Source organism: Streptomyces sp. TLI_105 (assembly GCF_900105415.1).
Lineage (GTDB): Bacteria > Actinomycetota > Actinomycetes > Streptomycetales > Streptomycetaceae > Streptomyces.
Genome location: NZ_FNSM01000001.1, coordinates 4,911,638 through 4,925,875 on the forward strand (window position 1 = coordinate 4,911,638; position 14,238 = coordinate 4,925,875).

Annotated in this window: 13 protein-coding genes; 10 read left to right on the forward strand and 3 right to left on the reverse strand. The window is 73.6% G+C overall.

Annotation, left to right across the window (positions count from 1 at the left end):
* The first annotated feature begins 6 nt into the window (after window positions 1-6).
* The 3 genes from BLW86_RS22535 to BLW86_RS22545 all read left to right on the forward strand — a co-directional run bounded on the left by BLW86_RS22535 (window position 7) and on the right by BLW86_RS22545 (window position 4,170).
* Complete coding sequence (locus tag BLW86_RS22535; RefSeq protein ID WP_093878810.1) at window positions 7-2,673, forward strand: SUKH-4 family immunity protein; 2,667 nt, start codon at window positions 7-9, stop codon at window positions 2,671-2,673.
* Between the two features lie 131 nt (window positions 2,674-2,804).
* On the forward strand, window positions 2,805-3,755 hold the full coding sequence (locus BLW86_RS22540) for a coiled-coil domain-containing protein (protein WP_093875712.1): 951 nt from the start codon (window positions 2,805-2,807) through the stop codon (window positions 3,753-3,755).
* A gap of 40 nt (window positions 3,756-3,795) precedes the next feature.
* On the forward strand, window positions 3,796-4,170 hold the full coding sequence (locus tag BLW86_RS22545; protein ID WP_093875713.1) for a VOC family protein: 375 nt from the start codon (window positions 3,796-3,798) through the stop codon (window positions 4,168-4,170).
* Here the strand turns inward: BLW86_RS22545 and BLW86_RS22550 are convergent.
* Entirely contained in the window at window positions 4,167-5,027 is an 861-nt protein-coding gene (locus BLW86_RS22550) for an ArsR/SmtB family transcription factor (protein WP_093875714.1), read from the reverse strand. The two genes, BLW86_RS22545 and BLW86_RS22550, sit on opposite strands and share 4 nt — an antisense overlap.
* Before the next feature lie 79 nt (window positions 5,028-5,106).
* On the opposite strand from BLW86_RS22550, the gene BLW86_RS22555 reads away from it, so the two are divergent.
* The 3 genes from BLW86_RS22555 to BLW86_RS22565 are packed head-to-tail and all read left to right on the forward strand — an operon-like array spanning window position 5,107 to window position 7,252.
* The gene (locus BLW86_RS22555; protein WP_256341393.1) at window positions 5,107-6,357 is read left to right on the forward strand and encodes an MFS transporter; all 1,251 of its coding nucleotides are present in this window, start codon (window positions 5,107-5,109) and stop codon (window positions 6,355-6,357) included.
* 50 nt (window positions 6,358-6,407) lie between these two features.
* The gene (locus BLW86_RS22560) at window positions 6,408-6,824 is read left to right on the forward strand and encodes an SRPBCC family protein (RefSeq protein WP_093875716.1); all 417 of its coding nucleotides are present in this window, start codon (window positions 6,408-6,410) and stop codon (window positions 6,822-6,824) included.
* Entirely contained in the window at window positions 6,824-7,252 is a 429-nt protein-coding gene (locus BLW86_RS22565) for a MarR family winged helix-turn-helix transcriptional regulator (RefSeq protein ID WP_093875717.1), read from the forward strand. Before BLW86_RS22560 ends, BLW86_RS22565 begins: the two co-directional genes overlap by 1 nt.
* A 21-nt stretch (window positions 7,253-7,273) precedes the next feature.
* On the opposite strand, the gene BLW86_RS22570 is transcribed toward BLW86_RS22565, so the two are convergent.
* Window positions 7,274-7,756, reverse strand: a complete 483-nt coding sequence (locus BLW86_RS22570) for an ATP-binding protein (RefSeq protein ID WP_177181726.1) — start codon at window positions 7,754-7,756, stop codon at window positions 7,274-7,276.
* Window positions 7,757-7,859: 103 nt separating this feature from the next.
* Here BLW86_RS22570 and BLW86_RS22575 point away from each other — a divergent pair, with 103 nt between their 5' ends.
* Both BLW86_RS22575 and BLW86_RS22580 read left to right on the forward strand, forming a co-directional pair.
* A complete protein-coding gene (locus BLW86_RS22575; RefSeq protein WP_177181727.1) occupies window positions 7,860-8,708 on the forward strand; it encodes a helix-turn-helix domain-containing protein in 849 nt (282 codons plus the stop codon).
* The gene (locus tag BLW86_RS22580; protein ID WP_093875720.1) at window positions 8,705-8,893 is read left to right on the forward strand and encodes a DUF397 domain-containing protein; all 189 of its coding nucleotides are present in this window, start codon (window positions 8,705-8,707) and stop codon (window positions 8,891-8,893) included. The genes BLW86_RS22575 and BLW86_RS22580 overlap by 4 nt, the downstream gene beginning before the upstream one ends.
* A gap of 180 nt (window positions 8,894-9,073) precedes the next feature.
* Here BLW86_RS22580 and BLW86_RS22585 read toward each other — a convergent pair whose 3' ends face one another.
* Complete coding sequence (locus tag BLW86_RS22585; RefSeq protein ID WP_093875721.1) at window positions 9,074-10,615, reverse strand: MFS transporter; 1,542 nt, start codon at window positions 10,613-10,615, stop codon at window positions 9,074-9,076.
* A 193-nt stretch (window positions 10,616-10,808) separates the two neighbouring features.
* On the opposite strand from BLW86_RS22585, the gene BLW86_RS22590 reads away from it, so the two are divergent.
* Window positions 10,809-11,597 carry an ABC transporter ATP-binding protein gene (locus BLW86_RS22590; protein ID WP_093875722.1) on the forward strand — a complete coding sequence of 263 codons (789 nt, stop codon included), beginning with the start codon at window positions 10,809-10,811 and terminating at the stop codon, window positions 11,595-11,597.
* Window positions 11,594-14,176, forward strand: a complete 2,583-nt coding sequence (locus BLW86_RS22595) for an ABC transporter permease (protein WP_093875723.1) — start codon at window positions 11,594-11,596, stop codon at window positions 14,174-14,176. The genes BLW86_RS22590 and BLW86_RS22595 overlap by 4 nt, the downstream gene beginning before the upstream one ends.
* Window positions 14,177-14,238 lie beyond the last annotated feature (62 nt).

Genomic DNA, 14,238 nt, shown 5'->3' on the forward strand with positions numbered 1-14,238 from the left:
CTGGCTGTGGTGACGTTCGCGCAGGCGCAGGAGCGCGCCGAGGAGTGGATCAACGGCGATCTGCCGGGGTACCAGCACCGTGAGGTGCGGGTGCGGGAGTTCGAGCTGGGCTTCGTGGTGTGGGCGGAGGACCGCGAGGGCGGTCCGACGTCGGACGGCGGGCGTCAGCGGCTGGTGATCGCGCGGGACAGCGGTGAGGCGACGCTGTGGCCGGGGCTGCCGGTGGGCGAGGTGATCCGGCGGTACGAGGAGGAGTACGGGGCGACGGACGAGGTTCCGGCGCAGGCGGCGGTGCCGGCGGCGCGGATCGATCTGAACCAGACGTCGTTCCTGTTGAGTCCGCCGGAGTGGCTGCAGGACGCGGCGGACAAGATCGGGCTGCCGAGGGAGGAGTCGCACGCCTCGCAGGAGAGCGCGAGCGCGTCGGCGCCGGTGGACGACACCTCGGACGCGGTGGGAATGGCGGGGCCTTCGGCTTCGGTGGCTTCGTCGTCTTCTTCCTCTTCTTCTGTTTCGGTGGCTTCTTCTGCTTCCTCCGTCTCGACGGACTCGTCGGCTCCGGTGACGGGGTCGGGGCCGGGGGATGCTGCGGAGGCCGCGACGGCTCCGGTTCCGGCCGCGGAGCCCGTACCGGCCGTCGAGCCTGCCCCGGCTCCGGCCGCGGCTTCGGAAGCCGACGCGTACGAGCCGACGGCGATGGACGGCGTCCCGGCGTCGAGCCCGGCCGCGTCGAGCCCTGCGGCTCCGGTCGCGCCGCCGGTCGCGCCCCCGGCTCCGCCCGCGCCCACGCCCTCCTCCGCCCCCGCGCCCCCTCCCGCGCCGTCCAGCCCGTGGGTGGACGCGAACGCGAGTTCCGGTGGTGCGGACGGGGCGGTGCCGCTGCCCGCGACCGTCTTCGCGCCGCCGCTGTCGGGGACGGACGACGAGGACGCCCCGGCGCCGTCGGTGGGCGCGGACGCGCCGACCGCCCTGATGAAGGGCGGCAGCGCGCTGCCGCCGACCGCGATCGCCCCCCGTCTCGACCCGGTGGCACCTCCGCCGGGCGCGGTTCCGCCCGCCCCGCCGTCGCCGCCCGCGCCGCAGCCTTCGCCGGCTCCGGCGCAGGCCGGTCCGGGTGCGCCGCCGCTTCCGCCGCCCGCGCCCTCGGCGCCGGGTGCCGGGGACATCGCGGGCGCCGCGACCAGCAAGGCCTCCCTGTCGCCGAGGGCCGGGCGCGGTCCGACGCCGCCTCCGCCGCCGGGGGCTCCGGGTGTGCCGGGTGCCTCGTCGGGCGGCAACGCGTACATCCCCACGCAGCTGGTGTCGCAGCTCGGGCCGGAGGGGCTCCAGCCGCCCGGTCCGCCCGCGCAGCCGGGTCCGCCCGGTCCGCCGCCTCCGCCGGCCGCGCCGGGTCCCGTGACGCCGCCGCAGCCGGTGCACCACGCGGCGACGATGCTGGCGCATCCGAACCAGGGCGGTCCGGGCGCGCCTCCGCCGCCCCCGCCGCCGCCGGGTGTGCCGGGTGGCACGCCCGCGGGCGGCATCGCGCACGCCGCGACGATGCTGGCGCACCCCGGTCCGGGTGGCCTGGGCGGTCCGGGGGCTCCGCCGCCCCCGCCCGCTCCGGCGCCGCCGGTCGGCGGGCACACGCCGCCGCCCGCGCCCGGCCCCGTACCCGGGGCGCCCGTGCCTCCGGCGTACGGCTATCCGCATCCGGCGGGTCAGCCGACGGTCGGTCCCGGCTATCAGGCGGTGCTGCGGTATCGGGCGCCGGACGGTTCGGAGGCGCAGATCATCCGGCGTTCGGCGCCGGGCACCCCGCATCCGGAGTGGCAGATCCTGCACGAGCTGCGCGCGCTGAACGTGCCGCCGCAGCAGGTGCTGGAGCTGCACACGGAGCTGGAGTCCTGTGAGCTGCCGGGCGGTTACTGCGCGCGGATGATCCGGGAGACGTGGCCGCAGGCGCGGATCACGAGCATCGCTCCGTACGGCCGTGATCACGCGGGTCGGCAGCAGGGCATGCGTCAGCTCCTGACCCATCAGGGTGAGTTGCATCAGGTCGCGGACGGTCCGGCGCGTCCGGCTCCGGTGCGGGCGCCGCTGCCGCAGGTGCAGCCGGCGCCACCGATCCCCCCGGAGGGGATCGCGCAGGAGCTGGCCGGGGCGTTCGGTCCGGGGGTCCTCCGCTTCGACCAGCGGGCGGTGTCCCGGCAGGGCGTGCCGGAGGTCGTGGCGCGCACGCTGGTGTGGGCGGGGCTGCCGGCGGACTTCGGTCCGTTCTTCTGGGCGCAGCCGGCGGTGCCGGTGGTGCCGACGCTGGCGGAGCTGGCGGCGCAGCGGCAGGTGCAGGCGGCGCCGGACGCGAGCTCGTACCTGGTGCTCGGTTCGGACTTCGGCCGGGCGATCTGCGTCCAGTACGGGACCGCGCACATCGTGGCGGTGCCGGTGGAGGCCGGGCCGGGCGGGCAGTCGGTGCCGCCGCAGTTCGTGAACACGGGGCTGCCGGAGTTCACGCGGTCGATGGCGCTGCTCGGTCGGATGTGGCGGCTGCGGTTCGGGCTGAACCCGGAGCAGGCGGGTCGCTGGACGGTCGATTTCCAGGCGCAGCTGGCGATGCTGGATCCGGCGGCGCTGTCGTCGCCGGAGAACTGGTGGTCGGTGCTGCTCGAGCAGATGTGGGACGGCCTGCTGTAGCGCAGGGGAGTCGGAATGTGACGAAGGGCGCCCGACGTGTGGCCACGTTGGACGCCTTTTGTCCGTTCTGATGTCGCATTCTTTATGGGTCGGGCTTTATGGGTCGGGGCCAGAGAGAAGGGGCGTCAGGGATGAGTTTCGCCGTCGGGCGGGGGCGCGGATACCGCCCCGAGCAGGTCGACCGCCACCTCGCCGCACTCGGGGAGGAGCGCGACGCCGCCTGGGAGCGGGCGGCGCGGCTCACGGTCCTCGCGAAGGAGATGGAGACGGAGGCCGCCGGGCTCCGCCTGGCCGTCACGCAGCTCGCCCCGCAGCGGTACGAGTCCCTCGGCGGGACCGCGCAGAAGATCCTGGAGCTGGCCGAGCAGGAGGACGAGCGGCTCGTACGGGGCGCCGAGGCGGAGGCGCAGGCCCTCGCGGAGGCCGCCGAGCGGGCGGCCCGGGAGGCGACGGAGGCCGCCGAGGCGTACGCCGAGGAGGTCAGGACGGCGGCGGACGCGGCGGCCCGCACGACCCTGGAGGAGGCCCGCGCGCGGGCCGAGGAGATGGGGCAGATCGCCCGCCGGGACGCCGAGGGGGCCCGGGAGGCCGCGCGGGAGGCCTTCGAGGAGACCGAGCGCCGGGCGGAGGCGCTGCTCGCGGAGCAGCGGGACGAGCAGCGGACCGCACGGGCCGAGGCGGAGCGGGCGGCCGAGGCGGAGGCGGCGGCCCTGGACGCCCGCCACGAGGAACAGATCGCGGCGGCGCAGGCCCGGCTCGCGGAGACGCAGCGGGCCCTTGCCGAGACGGAGGAGCAGGCCCGGCACGGCCAGGAGGACGCCGAGGCCCGCGCGGCGGAGCTGCTCGCCGAGGCCAGGATGAAGGCGGAGCGGATCGAGCGCGAGACGGAGCGGGTGCTGCGGGAGCACGAGGAGGCCCGGGACGAGATCCACTCCCACATGGAGCACATCCGCAACTCGCTCGCGGCGCTGACGGGCCGCCCGGCCGCGCGGGAACAGGCCGAGGAGAAGCCCGACTCGAAGGACGGGGAGGGCTCCGAGGGCGTCGACAAGGACGGGGAGAGGTCCGGGGGCGTCGACTAGGACGGGGAGGGCTCCGAGGGCCCCCACTAGGCTCCCGCCCATGATCATGAAGCTGACGGCGGTCACGCTCGACTGCGCCGACCCCATGGCCCTGGCCGCCTTCTACCACCGAGCCACCGGCATCCCGCTCGCCGACCGGTCCGGCGACGAGTTCGCGGGCCTGCGCGGCGCGGACGGCCTCTTCTTCGGCTTCCAGCGCGTCGACGGCTACCGTCCCCCCTCCTGGCCGGGCCAGGAGGTCCCACAGCAGCTGCACCTCGACTTCGACGTCGACGACCTGGACGAGGCCACGGCCCGCCTCGTGGAGTGGGGCGCGACCGTCCCGGACGTCCAGCCCCGCCCGGACCTGTGGCGGGTGCTCCTGGACCCGGCGGGACACCCGTTCTGCCTGACGATCCCGCGCGGGGCCGTCTAGGAGGTCTGCCCCAGCAGCGCCCGGCCGAGTTCGCTCGCCCGGTAGTACACCTCGCGCCGGTACCGGTGCGAGGTCACCAGGCCCGCGTCCCGCAGCACCGCGAGGTGCTGCGAGACCGCGCCCGGGCTGAGCCCGGTCTGCAGGGCGAGGTCCGTGGTGGTGGTCGGGACGCTCGTACGCCCCAGAAGCCCGGCCCTGCTGCGCCCGAGGAGCCGGGCGAGCCCGTCCTCCGGCTCGGCACGCCGCTCCCACAGGGTGCCGACGGCCCGCGCGGGATAGACGAGGCAGGGCGGGGGTCCGGGCTCGGACCGCCGTGGCAGGAGCAGGACGCAGCGGTTCGTGAAGGCGCTCGGGGCGAGCGTGAGGCCGCCGCCGTCCAGGGCGAGGCCCCCGGTCGGGAGGCCGGGCCCGGTGAGCCGGTCCTCCGCCCACCGCAGGCTGGGGTGGAGGTGGGCGAAGACCTCCTGGATGCCGTCCTCGGCGAGCTGCCGGGTGCGGTACGCGAGGTCGGCCTCCAGCACGGCCCTGATCCGGGGCCAGTACGGCCGCACCCCGGCCCGCCACCAGGCGAGCAGGGCCTCCGCGTGCTCCGGCGGGCCCGTGAACGCGGTGAGCTCCTCCTCGATCTCGGCGAGGGGGCAGCGCGGCGGAGGCGCGTGGGCTTCGAGTCCGGGCAGGTGCGGCAGCAGGTCGGTGCGCTCCCGGCCGAGGGCCGACGCCGTTTTGATCCAGGGGAGATGGAGGGCATGGCCGCCCGGGTCGGCGGAGGCCCGCAGGGCGGCGACGGACTCCCACAGGGGCGACACGGCGAACCGGAGGTGCGCCAGGTCGTCGACCCCGAACCGTATCTCTCCCACCCGGCACCCCCGCCCACGAGCTTTTCGCCCAGACTAAAACAATGGCCGGCTTCGGCCGGGGGTGATGGTGTTCGCCGACATGACGACCTCCCTCACCTCTCCGCCCCGGCCTGCCCTCTTCCGGCTGCCGGACTTCCGCCGGCTGTGGATCGGCGACACCGTGAGCCAGGCCGGCACCGCCGTCACCGTCCTCGCGCTCCCCCTCGTGGCGATCGGCCCGCTGGACGCGTCCCCCTTCGAGGCGGGACTCCTGGTGATGTGCGAGTACCTGGGCTTCCTCCTCCTCGGGCTGCCGGCCGGGGCGTGGGTGGACCGGATGCGCCGCCGCCGCGTGATGATCGTGGGTGACCTCGGCCGGGCCGCGCTCCTCGCCACCCTGCCGCTCGCGGCGTGGCTCGGCGTGCTGACGTTGCCTCAGCTGTACGCGGTGGCCTTCGGGTTGTCGGTCTGCACGGCGTTCTTCGACATCGCGTACCAGAGCCACCTGCCGCAACTCGTCGACGAGGAGCGGCTGATGGAGGCGAACGTGGCCCTGGAGGCGTCCCGTACGGTCACGGCGGCCGGCGGCCCCGGGGCGGGCGGCGCGCTCGTCGCGGCGGTGACGGCGCCGGTGGCGCTCGCCGTCGACGCCGTCAGCTTCCTCGCCTCGGCCCTGTTCCTCTCCCGGATCCGCCGCCCCGACCCGCGACCGGCGCGGGCGCCCGGGGCCCGGCTGCGGGAGGAGGTCGCGGAGGGGCTGCGGTTCGTGTTCCGCGACCGGCTGCTGCGGGCGCTGACGCTCACCGCCGCGATCTCCAACCTGTGCGGCACGATCGGCACCTCCATGCTCCTCGTGCTGTTGGCGGGGGAGCTGGGCCTGTCGCCGTTCCTGTGCGGGCTCGTGTTCACGGCGGAGGCCCTTGGCGGCTTCCTCGGCAGCCTCCTCACCACCCGGATCGCGGCCCGCCTCGGCGAGCGGCGCGCGATGGGCGCGTCCGTCGTGGTCAGCGGGGTGCTGTGGCTGCTCGCGCTGCCGTTCTTCCAGGCGGACGGGCGGTACGCGGTGGCGTGCGTGCTCCAGGGCCTCGGCTGGACCGCCTTCATGACCTTCAAGATCAGCTCGGTGGCCCTCCGCCAGCGCCTCACCCCCGCCCCGCTCCTCGGCCGCGTGACGGCGACCTTCCGCTTCGTGGTGTGGGGCTGCATGCCGCTGGGCGCCCTGGTAGGCGGGCTCGTGGGGCAGTACGCGGGGGTGCGGACGGCGCTGTGGGCGGGGGCGGTCGGCGAACTGCTCGCGGTGGTGCCGCTGTTGGCGGTGACGGCACGAGGGCACGGGGCACTCGACATTTAGTCTGTGCGGAGATAATCTGTGGATACATCATCTGGTCGAGGAGGCCCGCAATGTGGGAGTACGAGCACGGCGTCGAGACAACCGCCGCCCCCGAGGCGATCTGGCGGCTCTGGGCCGATGTCGAGAACTGGGGCACCTGGAACGCCGAGATCGAGAAGATCGAGATCAGCGGCCCGTTCGAGGTGGGCGCGCGGATCACGATGACGCCGCCCGGCGACGACCCGGTGGAACTGCGCGTGGCCGAGGCCGTCGAGGGCGAACTCTTCGTCGACGAGGCCCGCTTCGGCGACCTGCTGCTGCGCACCGTCCACCGGATCGACCGGCTCGACGGGGAGCGGGTGCGGGTGGTGTACCGCATGGAGATCACCGGCACCGGCGCCGACGAGGTCGGTCCGCGGATCGGCCCGGGCATCACTGCCGACTGGCCCGACACCATGGCCGCCCTCACCGAGCTGGCCCGGCGCTGATGGCCCTCGACCCCGGCGAGAGCCCCGGATTCCTCCTGTGGCACGCCACGCTGCGCTGGCAGCGCGACATCGCCGCCGCCCTGGCGCCCCTCGGCCTCACCCACGTGCAGTTCGTCCTGCTCGCCTGCGCCTGGTGGCTCAACACCCAGGGCGAGCACCCCAACCAGCTGGCCCTCGCCCGCCAGGCCGGCACCGACGTCAAGATGACCTCCCAGGTCCTGCGCACCCTGGAGGGCAAGGGACTCGTCGAGCGCGAGGTCGACCCGGCGGACACCCGCGCCAAGCGACTGCGCGTCACCGACGCCGGCGCTGCCCTGGCCCCCCGCGCGATCGAGGCGGTCGAACGCGTCGACGCGGAGTTCTTCCAGCCGGTGCCCGTCAAGGAGGCGATCGCCCTGCTGGGCCGCCTGGCCCACCCCGAACCCTGAACCGCCCCGCGCTCCGGTCCTTCAGCCGAGGGCGCACTCCGCCCACACCGTCTTCCCCGGCGCCCGGAGCCTCGGGCACCACCCCCAGCGGTCGGCGAGCGCTTCGACGAGCAGCAACCCCCGTCCGCCTTCCAGGAGTTCCGGCTCCGGAAGGCGGCCGGGCCGGGGCGGTACGCGCTCCGCCCGCGTGTCGCTCACCTCGATCCGCGCGACCGGCCGGGCCTCGTTCGTGACCCGCAGGAGCAGCTGGAAGTCCCGTCCCGGCACGTGTCCGTGCCGCACCGCGTTCGCCGCCAGCTCGGCCGCGACCAGCACGACGGTCTCGTGCGCCTCGGTCCCGTACGGCACGCCCCACTCCTCCAGGCGGACGGCGACCAGCCGCCGGGCGAGCCGGGCGCCCCGGGCGGTCGAGGTGAACCGCAGGGTGAAGATCCGACTGCTCAAGTAAGGCGAGGCGCCGGCGTGTTGGGTGGCGTCGGTGGGGCTGTCGTTGTTGCTCGTCATGCCTCCCAAGCTCCTCTTGGTGGCGTAGCGTGACCAGTGGTGACGCACTGACGCGATGGTCTTGTACGTGGGGTGTCGGTGCCGGTACGAGGGGCAGGGCGCGATGACGGAAGGCCAGGCGGGCGCGGTTCCGGAGCCCGCGGCGGCGGACAGGTCCGGCCAGGGCGTGGTGGCGGCGTTCGGGCAGAGCCTGAAGACGCTGCGGGTGCGGGCGGGGATGGAACGGGAGGAGTTCGGCAAACGGCTGGGCTACTCGGCGTCGACGATCGCCTCGTTCGAGCAGGGCCGCAGGATCCCGCCGCCGAGGGCGATCGACCGGGCGGACGAGGTGCTGGAGGCGGGCGGGCTGCTGAAGGTCTGGAAGGACCAGCTGGAGAAGGCGCAGTACCCGGCGTTCTTCCAGGGGATGGCGCAGTTGGAGAAGCAGTCGATAGAGCTGCTGGCGTACGACACCCTGGTGGTCAACGGCCTGCTGCAGACCGAGGAGTACATGCGGACGATGGTGGGCAATCGGCGTCCACCGCTCGACGTGGAGACCATCGAGCAGCGAGTGACCGCTCGTGTCTCCCGGCAGGACATCTTCGAGCGGCGGCCCGCACCGTTGTTGAGCTTCGTCATGTGTGAATCGGTGCTGCGGAGGAAGTTCGGCGGCAACGAGGTACTGCGCGGACAGTTGGAGCAGCTCCTCCTCATCGGCCAGAGGAGGAACGTCGAGCTTCAGGTCATGCCGCTCGACTGCGCGGAGAACGCGGGCGGGGACGGACCGTTCACCGTCGTCACCCGTGAGGACGGGAAGAGGTTCGTCTACACCGAAGTCCAGGGCACCAGCGCCCTGGAGACCGACCCCAAACAGGCCGTTCTCGCCGCTGCCCGCTATGGGATCATCCGGTCGCAGGCTCTCACCCCGCGGGAGTCACTGGAGTTCATCGAGAAGTTGTTGGGAGAGCTATGAACAGCACGGAATCCCTCGCCTGGTTCAAGAGCAGCTACAGCGGTGGTGAAGGCGGCCAGTGCATCGAGGTCGCGGCCGGCGCGGGAACCGTCCACATCCGGGACTCCAAGGACGTGGCCCGGCCGGCCCTCCGGGTCTCGCGCGACGCGTGGGCCGGGTTCCTCGGGCTCGCCTCGGCGGAGTAGTACAGCCCGCCGTTGTACGCGGGGAGCCCTGCCCGTCCGAGCCGGACGGCGGGGCTCTCCGGCTAGGCCGCCCAGGCATCCGAGCAGCGGGAGGGCGACCGGCCACGGCACGGCCGCCACCACGGCGACGCCGGCCGCCCGGGCACGGGCGCGCGTGCTCGTCTCCGGGCGGGCGCGTACTCAGTCGGCCAGGTCTCGACGGGACGCCCCCTGGTCCTCCTCCTTCAGGACCGGGAAGCGGCGGGGGGCCAGGGTGAGGAGGGCCAGGAGGGCGAGGGCCGCCGCTGCCGCCGCGCCCAGGTAGACCCAGTCCACCGCCGCGTCGACCGCCCGGCGGATGGGGTCGGTGGCGTCCAGGGAGGGGGCCAGTGTGTCGAGGTCCGTGTCGGCGCCGAGGCGGGCGGCGAGGACGCCGTTCGCGACGGCGCCGAAGAGCGCGGCGCCGACGCTCTGGCCGACCTGGCGGCAGAAGAGGACGGAGGCGGTGGTGGTGCCGCGTTCCTCGTACGGGACGGTCGACTGCACGCCGACGATCAGGGGCAGTTGGAAGAGGCCCAGGGCTCCGCCGAGGAGCAGCATCAGGAGTGCGGGCTGCCAGGGTTCGCCGGGGAACGGCAGGAACGGGAACGCGAGCAGCAGGAGCAGGGCGAGCGAGATGCCCAGGATCGCGGTGAGGCGGAAGCCGATGCGGGTGTAGAGCCGGTTCGAGAACGCGGCGCTGATGGGCCAGCTCAGGGTCCATGAGGAGAGGACGAAGCCGGCGGCGATCGGGCCGAGGCCGAGGACGGACTGCGCGTACGTGGGCAGGAAGACCGTCGGGGCGACCATGAGCAGGCCGAGGGCGCCGAGGGAGAGGTTGACGGCGGCTATCGTGCGGCGGCGCCAGACCCAGCCGGGGATGATCGGTTCGGCCGCGCGCCGCTCGACGGCGACGGTCAGGGCGGCGAGGGCGGCGGCACCGCCGAGGAGGCCGAGGGACGGGGCGGAGAGCCAGGGCCAGGCGACGCCGCCCTGGACGAGCGCGGTGATGAGTGCGGCTCCGGTGGCGAAGATCGCGAGTGCCCCCGCCCAGTCGATCCGTGCGCGTTCGCGGGGTGCGGTGCGGGCGGGTTCGAGGAGGTGGCGGCCGATGAGCCAGAGGGCGATCAGGCCGACGGGGACGTTGACGAGGAAGATCCAGCGCCAGTCGGCGTAGCCGGCGAGCAGGCCGCCGAGGGCCGGTCCGGCGACGGAGGAGGCGGCCCACACGGAGGACAGCTTCGCCTGGATCTTGGGGCGTTCCTTCAGGGGGTACAGGTCGGCGGCGATGGTCTGGACGGTGCCCTGGAGGGCGCCGCCGCCGAGGCCCTGGACGACGCGGAAGGCGATCAGGGAGGCCATGTTCCAGGCGGCGGCGCAGAGCAGGGAGCCGATGAGGAAGAGGACGGTCCCGGCGATGAGGACGGGCTTGCGGCCGAAGGTGTCGCTGAGCTTCCCGTACACGGGCAGGGTGACCGTGACGGCGAGCAGGTAGCCGGAGAAGAGCCAGGAGAAGACGGAGAGTCCGCCGAGGTCGCCGACGATCTGGGGGACGGCGGTGGAGACGATCGTCCCGTCGAGGGCGGCGAGCCCCATGGCGAGCATGAGGGCGGCCACGACGGGCCCGCGGCGGTCGGTGGTGGGGGCGGAGGCGGGTGCGGGCGCCGGATCGGCTCCCGCCCGGGTCGTCGACGGTTCCGTCACCGCGCACCATTCCTTTCTTCGTACACCTAAATGTGCGCGGACAGGTTCTCACTCCACCCACGGGTCGAGGAACCCCTAGGGGCCCCTCCCCCATGCGGCCCAGGGGTCGTTCGTCCCGGCGGAGGAGGAGAAGTGCCGTACCGGCTTCTTAACTTGAACTTACAAACCCACCCATCGCTCCAAGGAGAAATCCGTGACATCGGCTGTGACCATCCCCAGGCACGGGGGTACTGGCGAGGGGACGGCCGTCGCGGCGCGGGCGCGGCAGGTCGTCAAGGCGTACGGCTCGGGGGAGACCCGGGTCGTCGCGCTGGACTCCGTCGACGTGGACATCGCCCGCGGGCGGTTCACCGCGATCATGGGGCCCTCGGGCTCCGGCAAGTCGACCCTGATGCACTGCCTCGCCGGGCTCGACACCGTCACCAGCGGGCAGATCTTCCTCGACGAGACCGAGATCACCGGTCTCAAGGAAAAGAGGCTCACCCGGCTGCGCCGGGACCGGATCGGCTTCATCTTCCAGGCGTTCAACCTGCTGCCCACCCTGAACGCCCTGGAGAACATCACGCTGCCCATGGACATCGCCGGGCGGAAGCCGGACGCCGAGTGGCTGCGGCGGGTCGTCGACACGGTCGGACTCGGGGAGCGCCTCAAGCACCGGCCGAGCCAGCTCTCCGGCGGTCAGCAGCAGCGCGTCGCCGTGGCCCGCGCGCTCGCCGCCCGGCCCGAGATCATCTTCGGTGACGAGCCGACCGGAAACCTCGACTCGCGGGCCGGCGCCGAGGTCCTCGGCTTCCTCCGCGCGTCCGTGGACGAGCTCGGGCAGACGATCGTCATGGTGACCCACGACCCCGTCGCCGCCTCCTACGCGGACCGGGTGCTCTACCTCGCCGACGGACGGATCGTGGACGAGATGGAGCGGCCCACCGCCGACGCCGTCCTCGACCGCATGAAGGACTTCGACGCGCGCGGGCGGACCTCATGACCGTCCTCAGGACCTCGCTGCGCAACTTCTTCGCGCACAAGGGCCGCATGGCGCTCTCCGCCGTCGCCGTCCTGCTCTCCGTCGCCTTCGTCAGTGGGACGCTCGTCTTCACCGACACCATGAACACGACGTTCGACAAGCTCTTCGCGTCGACCGCCTCCGACGTCACCGTCAGCCCGAAGGGCGCGGCGGCCGACGACGAGGTCCCGCAGAACGGCCGCCCCGAGTCCCTGCCCGCCTCGCTCGTCGAGCGGGTCGGGAAGGTCGAGGGCGTCAAGGACGCGCAGGGTTCGGTCACCTCCATGAGCGTGACCGTCGTCGACGCGAAGAACGAGAACGTCGGCCCGACCGGCGGCGCGCCGACCATCGCCGTCAACTGGAGCCCCTACGAGCTGCGTTCGGTCGAGCTGGCCTCCGGTCACGAGCCGCGCGGGCCCACCGACGTCGTCGTCGACGCCGGCACCGCCGAGAAGCACCACCTGAAGATCGGCGACACCCTGCGCACGATCGCCGTCACCGGCGACCTCACCGCGAAGATCTCCGGCATCGTCGAGTTCAAGGTCACCAACCCCGGTGCCACCGTCGTCTACTTCGACACCGCCACCGCGCAGCGCGGACTCCTCGGCAAGGAAGGCCTGTTCACCCAGGTCATGGTCGACGCCGAGCCCGGTGTCGCCGACGACGCCCTCAAGGCGGACGTGGCCGCCGCACTCGGCGCCGACGCGAAGAACTACAAGCTGCACACCGCGGCCGAGGTCGCCGACGCGGGCCGCGAGGACATCGCCGGCTTCCTCGACGTCATGAAGTACGCCATGCTCGGCTTCGCCGGGATCGCCTTCCTCGTCGGCATCTTCCTCATCGTCAACACCTTCTCCATGCTGGTCGCCCAGCGGACCCGCGAGATCGGCCTCATGCGGGCCATCGGCTCCAGCCGCCGACAGGTGAACCGTTCCGTCCTCGTCGAGGCGCTCCTCCTCGGCCTCGTCGGCTCCGTCGCCGGTGTCGCCGCGGGCGTCGGTCTCGCCGTCGGACTCATGAAGCTCATGTCCCAGATGGGCATGGAGCTCTCCACCCGCGACCTCACCGTGGCGTGGACGACGCCGGCCGTCGGCCTCGCCCTCGGCATCGTCGTCACCGTCCTCGCCGCGTACATCCCCGCCCGCCGCGCCGGCAGGGTCTCTCCGATGGCCGCCCTCCGTGACGCGGGCACCCCCGCCGACGGCAAGGCGGGGCGGGTGCGGGGCGCGGTCGGGATCGCCCTGACCGGCGCCGGAGCGGCCGCCCTGGTCGTGGCGGCCCGCGCCGCCGAGGCCGGCCCCGGCTCCCTCTGGCTCGGCCTCGGCGTCGTCCTCTCCCTCCTCGGCTTCGTCGTCGTCGGCCCGCTCCTCGCCGGCGGGGTCGTCCGCGCCCTCGGCGTCGTCGTCCTGCGGGTCTTCGGTCCCGTCGGCCGCATGGCCGAACGGAACGCGCTGCGCAACCCGCGCCGCACCGGCGCCACCGCCGCCGCCCTGATGATCGGGCTCGCGCTCGTCGCCGGACTCTCGGTGGTCGGCTCCTCCATGGTCGCCTCGGCCACCGAGGAACTGGACCGCTCCGTCGGCGCCGACTTCATCGTGCGGTCCGCGACCGGGCAGCCGATCGTGCCGCAGGCGCAGGCCGCCCTGGAGAAGACGCCCGGCCTGGACCACGTCACCGAGTACAAGTGGGTCGACGCCGAGGTCACCGACCCGCGCGGGAAGGTCTCCACGGCCGACCTGGCCGCCACCGACCCGACGTACGTGAAGGACCTGCGCCGCGAGACCACCGCCGGCACCCTCACCGACGCGTACGGTCCGGGCGCGATGTCCGTCGGCAGCGACTACGCCGCCGAGCACGGCGTCAAGGTCGGCGACGTCCTCACCGTCGCCTTCAAGGGCGGCGACACGGCGAAGCTGAAGGTCGCGGCGATCACGGCGGACACCGGCCAGGTCGACAAGGGCGCGATGTACACGAACGTCTCCACCGTCGCCCGTCACCTGCCCGCCGAGCGGGTGCCGAACAGCCTGCTCGTCCTGGCCAGCGCCAAGGACGGCCAGGAGGCCGCGGCGTACGAGGCCCTCAAGGACGCGCTCGCGCCGTACCCGCAGTACAAGGTCAGCAACCAGGCCGACTACAAGGAGGAGCTGCAGAACCAGGTCGGGCAGCTGCTCAACATCGTGTACGGGCTCCTCGCCCTGGCGATCGTCGTCGCCGTCCTCGGCGTCGTGAACACCCTGGCGCTCTCGGTGGTCGAACGGACCCGCGAGATCGGCCTCATGCGGGCCATCGGCCTCTCCCGCCGGCAGCTGCGCCGCATGATCCGCCTGGAGTCGGTGGTCATCGCCCTCTTCGGTGCCCTCCTCGGCCTCGGCCTGGGCATGGGCTGGGGCACCGCCGCCCAGAAGCTCCTCGCGCTGGAGGGGCTCGGCGTCCTGGAGATCCCCTGGCCGACGATCCTGACGGTCTTCGTCGGCTCGGCCTTCGTGGGCCTCTTCGCGGCGCTCGTACCGGCGTTCCGGGCGGGGCGGATGAACGTGCTGGGGGCGATCGCGAGCGAGTAGCCACCACGGAACGGGGGTGCGGCCCCGGTGGACCCTGCCAGGTCCACCGGGGCCGCAGGTGT

What these genes read in the sequence shown, in the direction of transcription:
- BLW86_RS22545 (WP_093875713.1), top strand. Translation starts at nt 3,796, where the DNA reads ATGATCATGAAGCTGACGGCGGTCACGCTCGACTGCGCCGACCCCATG.
- BLW86_RS22555 (WP_256341393.1), top strand. Translation starts at nt 5,107, where the DNA reads ATGACGACCTCCCTCACCTCTCCGCCCCGGCCTGCCCTCTTCCGGCTG.
- BLW86_RS22595 (WP_093875723.1), top strand. Translation starts at nt 11,594, where the DNA reads ATGACCGTCCTCAGGACCTCGCTGCGCAACTTCTTCGCGCACAAGGGC.
- BLW86_RS22570 (WP_177181726.1), bottom strand. Translation starts at nt 7,756, where the DNA reads ATGACGAGCAACAACGACAGCCCCACCGACGCCACCCAACACGCCGGC.
- BLW86_RS22540 (WP_093875712.1), top strand. Translation starts at nt 2,805, where the DNA reads ATGAGTTTCGCCGTCGGGCGGGGGCGCGGATACCGCCCCGAGCAGGTC.
- BLW86_RS22575 (WP_177181727.1), top strand. Translation starts at nt 7,860, where the DNA reads ATGACGGAAGGCCAGGCGGGCGCGGTTCCGGAGCCCGCGGCGGCGGAC.
- BLW86_RS22565 (WP_093875717.1), top strand. Translation starts at nt 6,824, where the DNA reads ATGGCCCTCGACCCCGGCGAGAGCCCCGGATTCCTCCTGTGGCACGCC.
- BLW86_RS22580 (WP_093875720.1), top strand. Translation starts at nt 8,705, where the DNA reads ATGAACAGCACGGAATCCCTCGCCTGGTTCAAGAGCAGCTACAGCGGT.
- BLW86_RS22560 (WP_093875716.1), top strand. Translation starts at nt 6,408, where the DNA reads ATGTGGGAGTACGAGCACGGCGTCGAGACAACCGCCGCCCCCGAGGCG.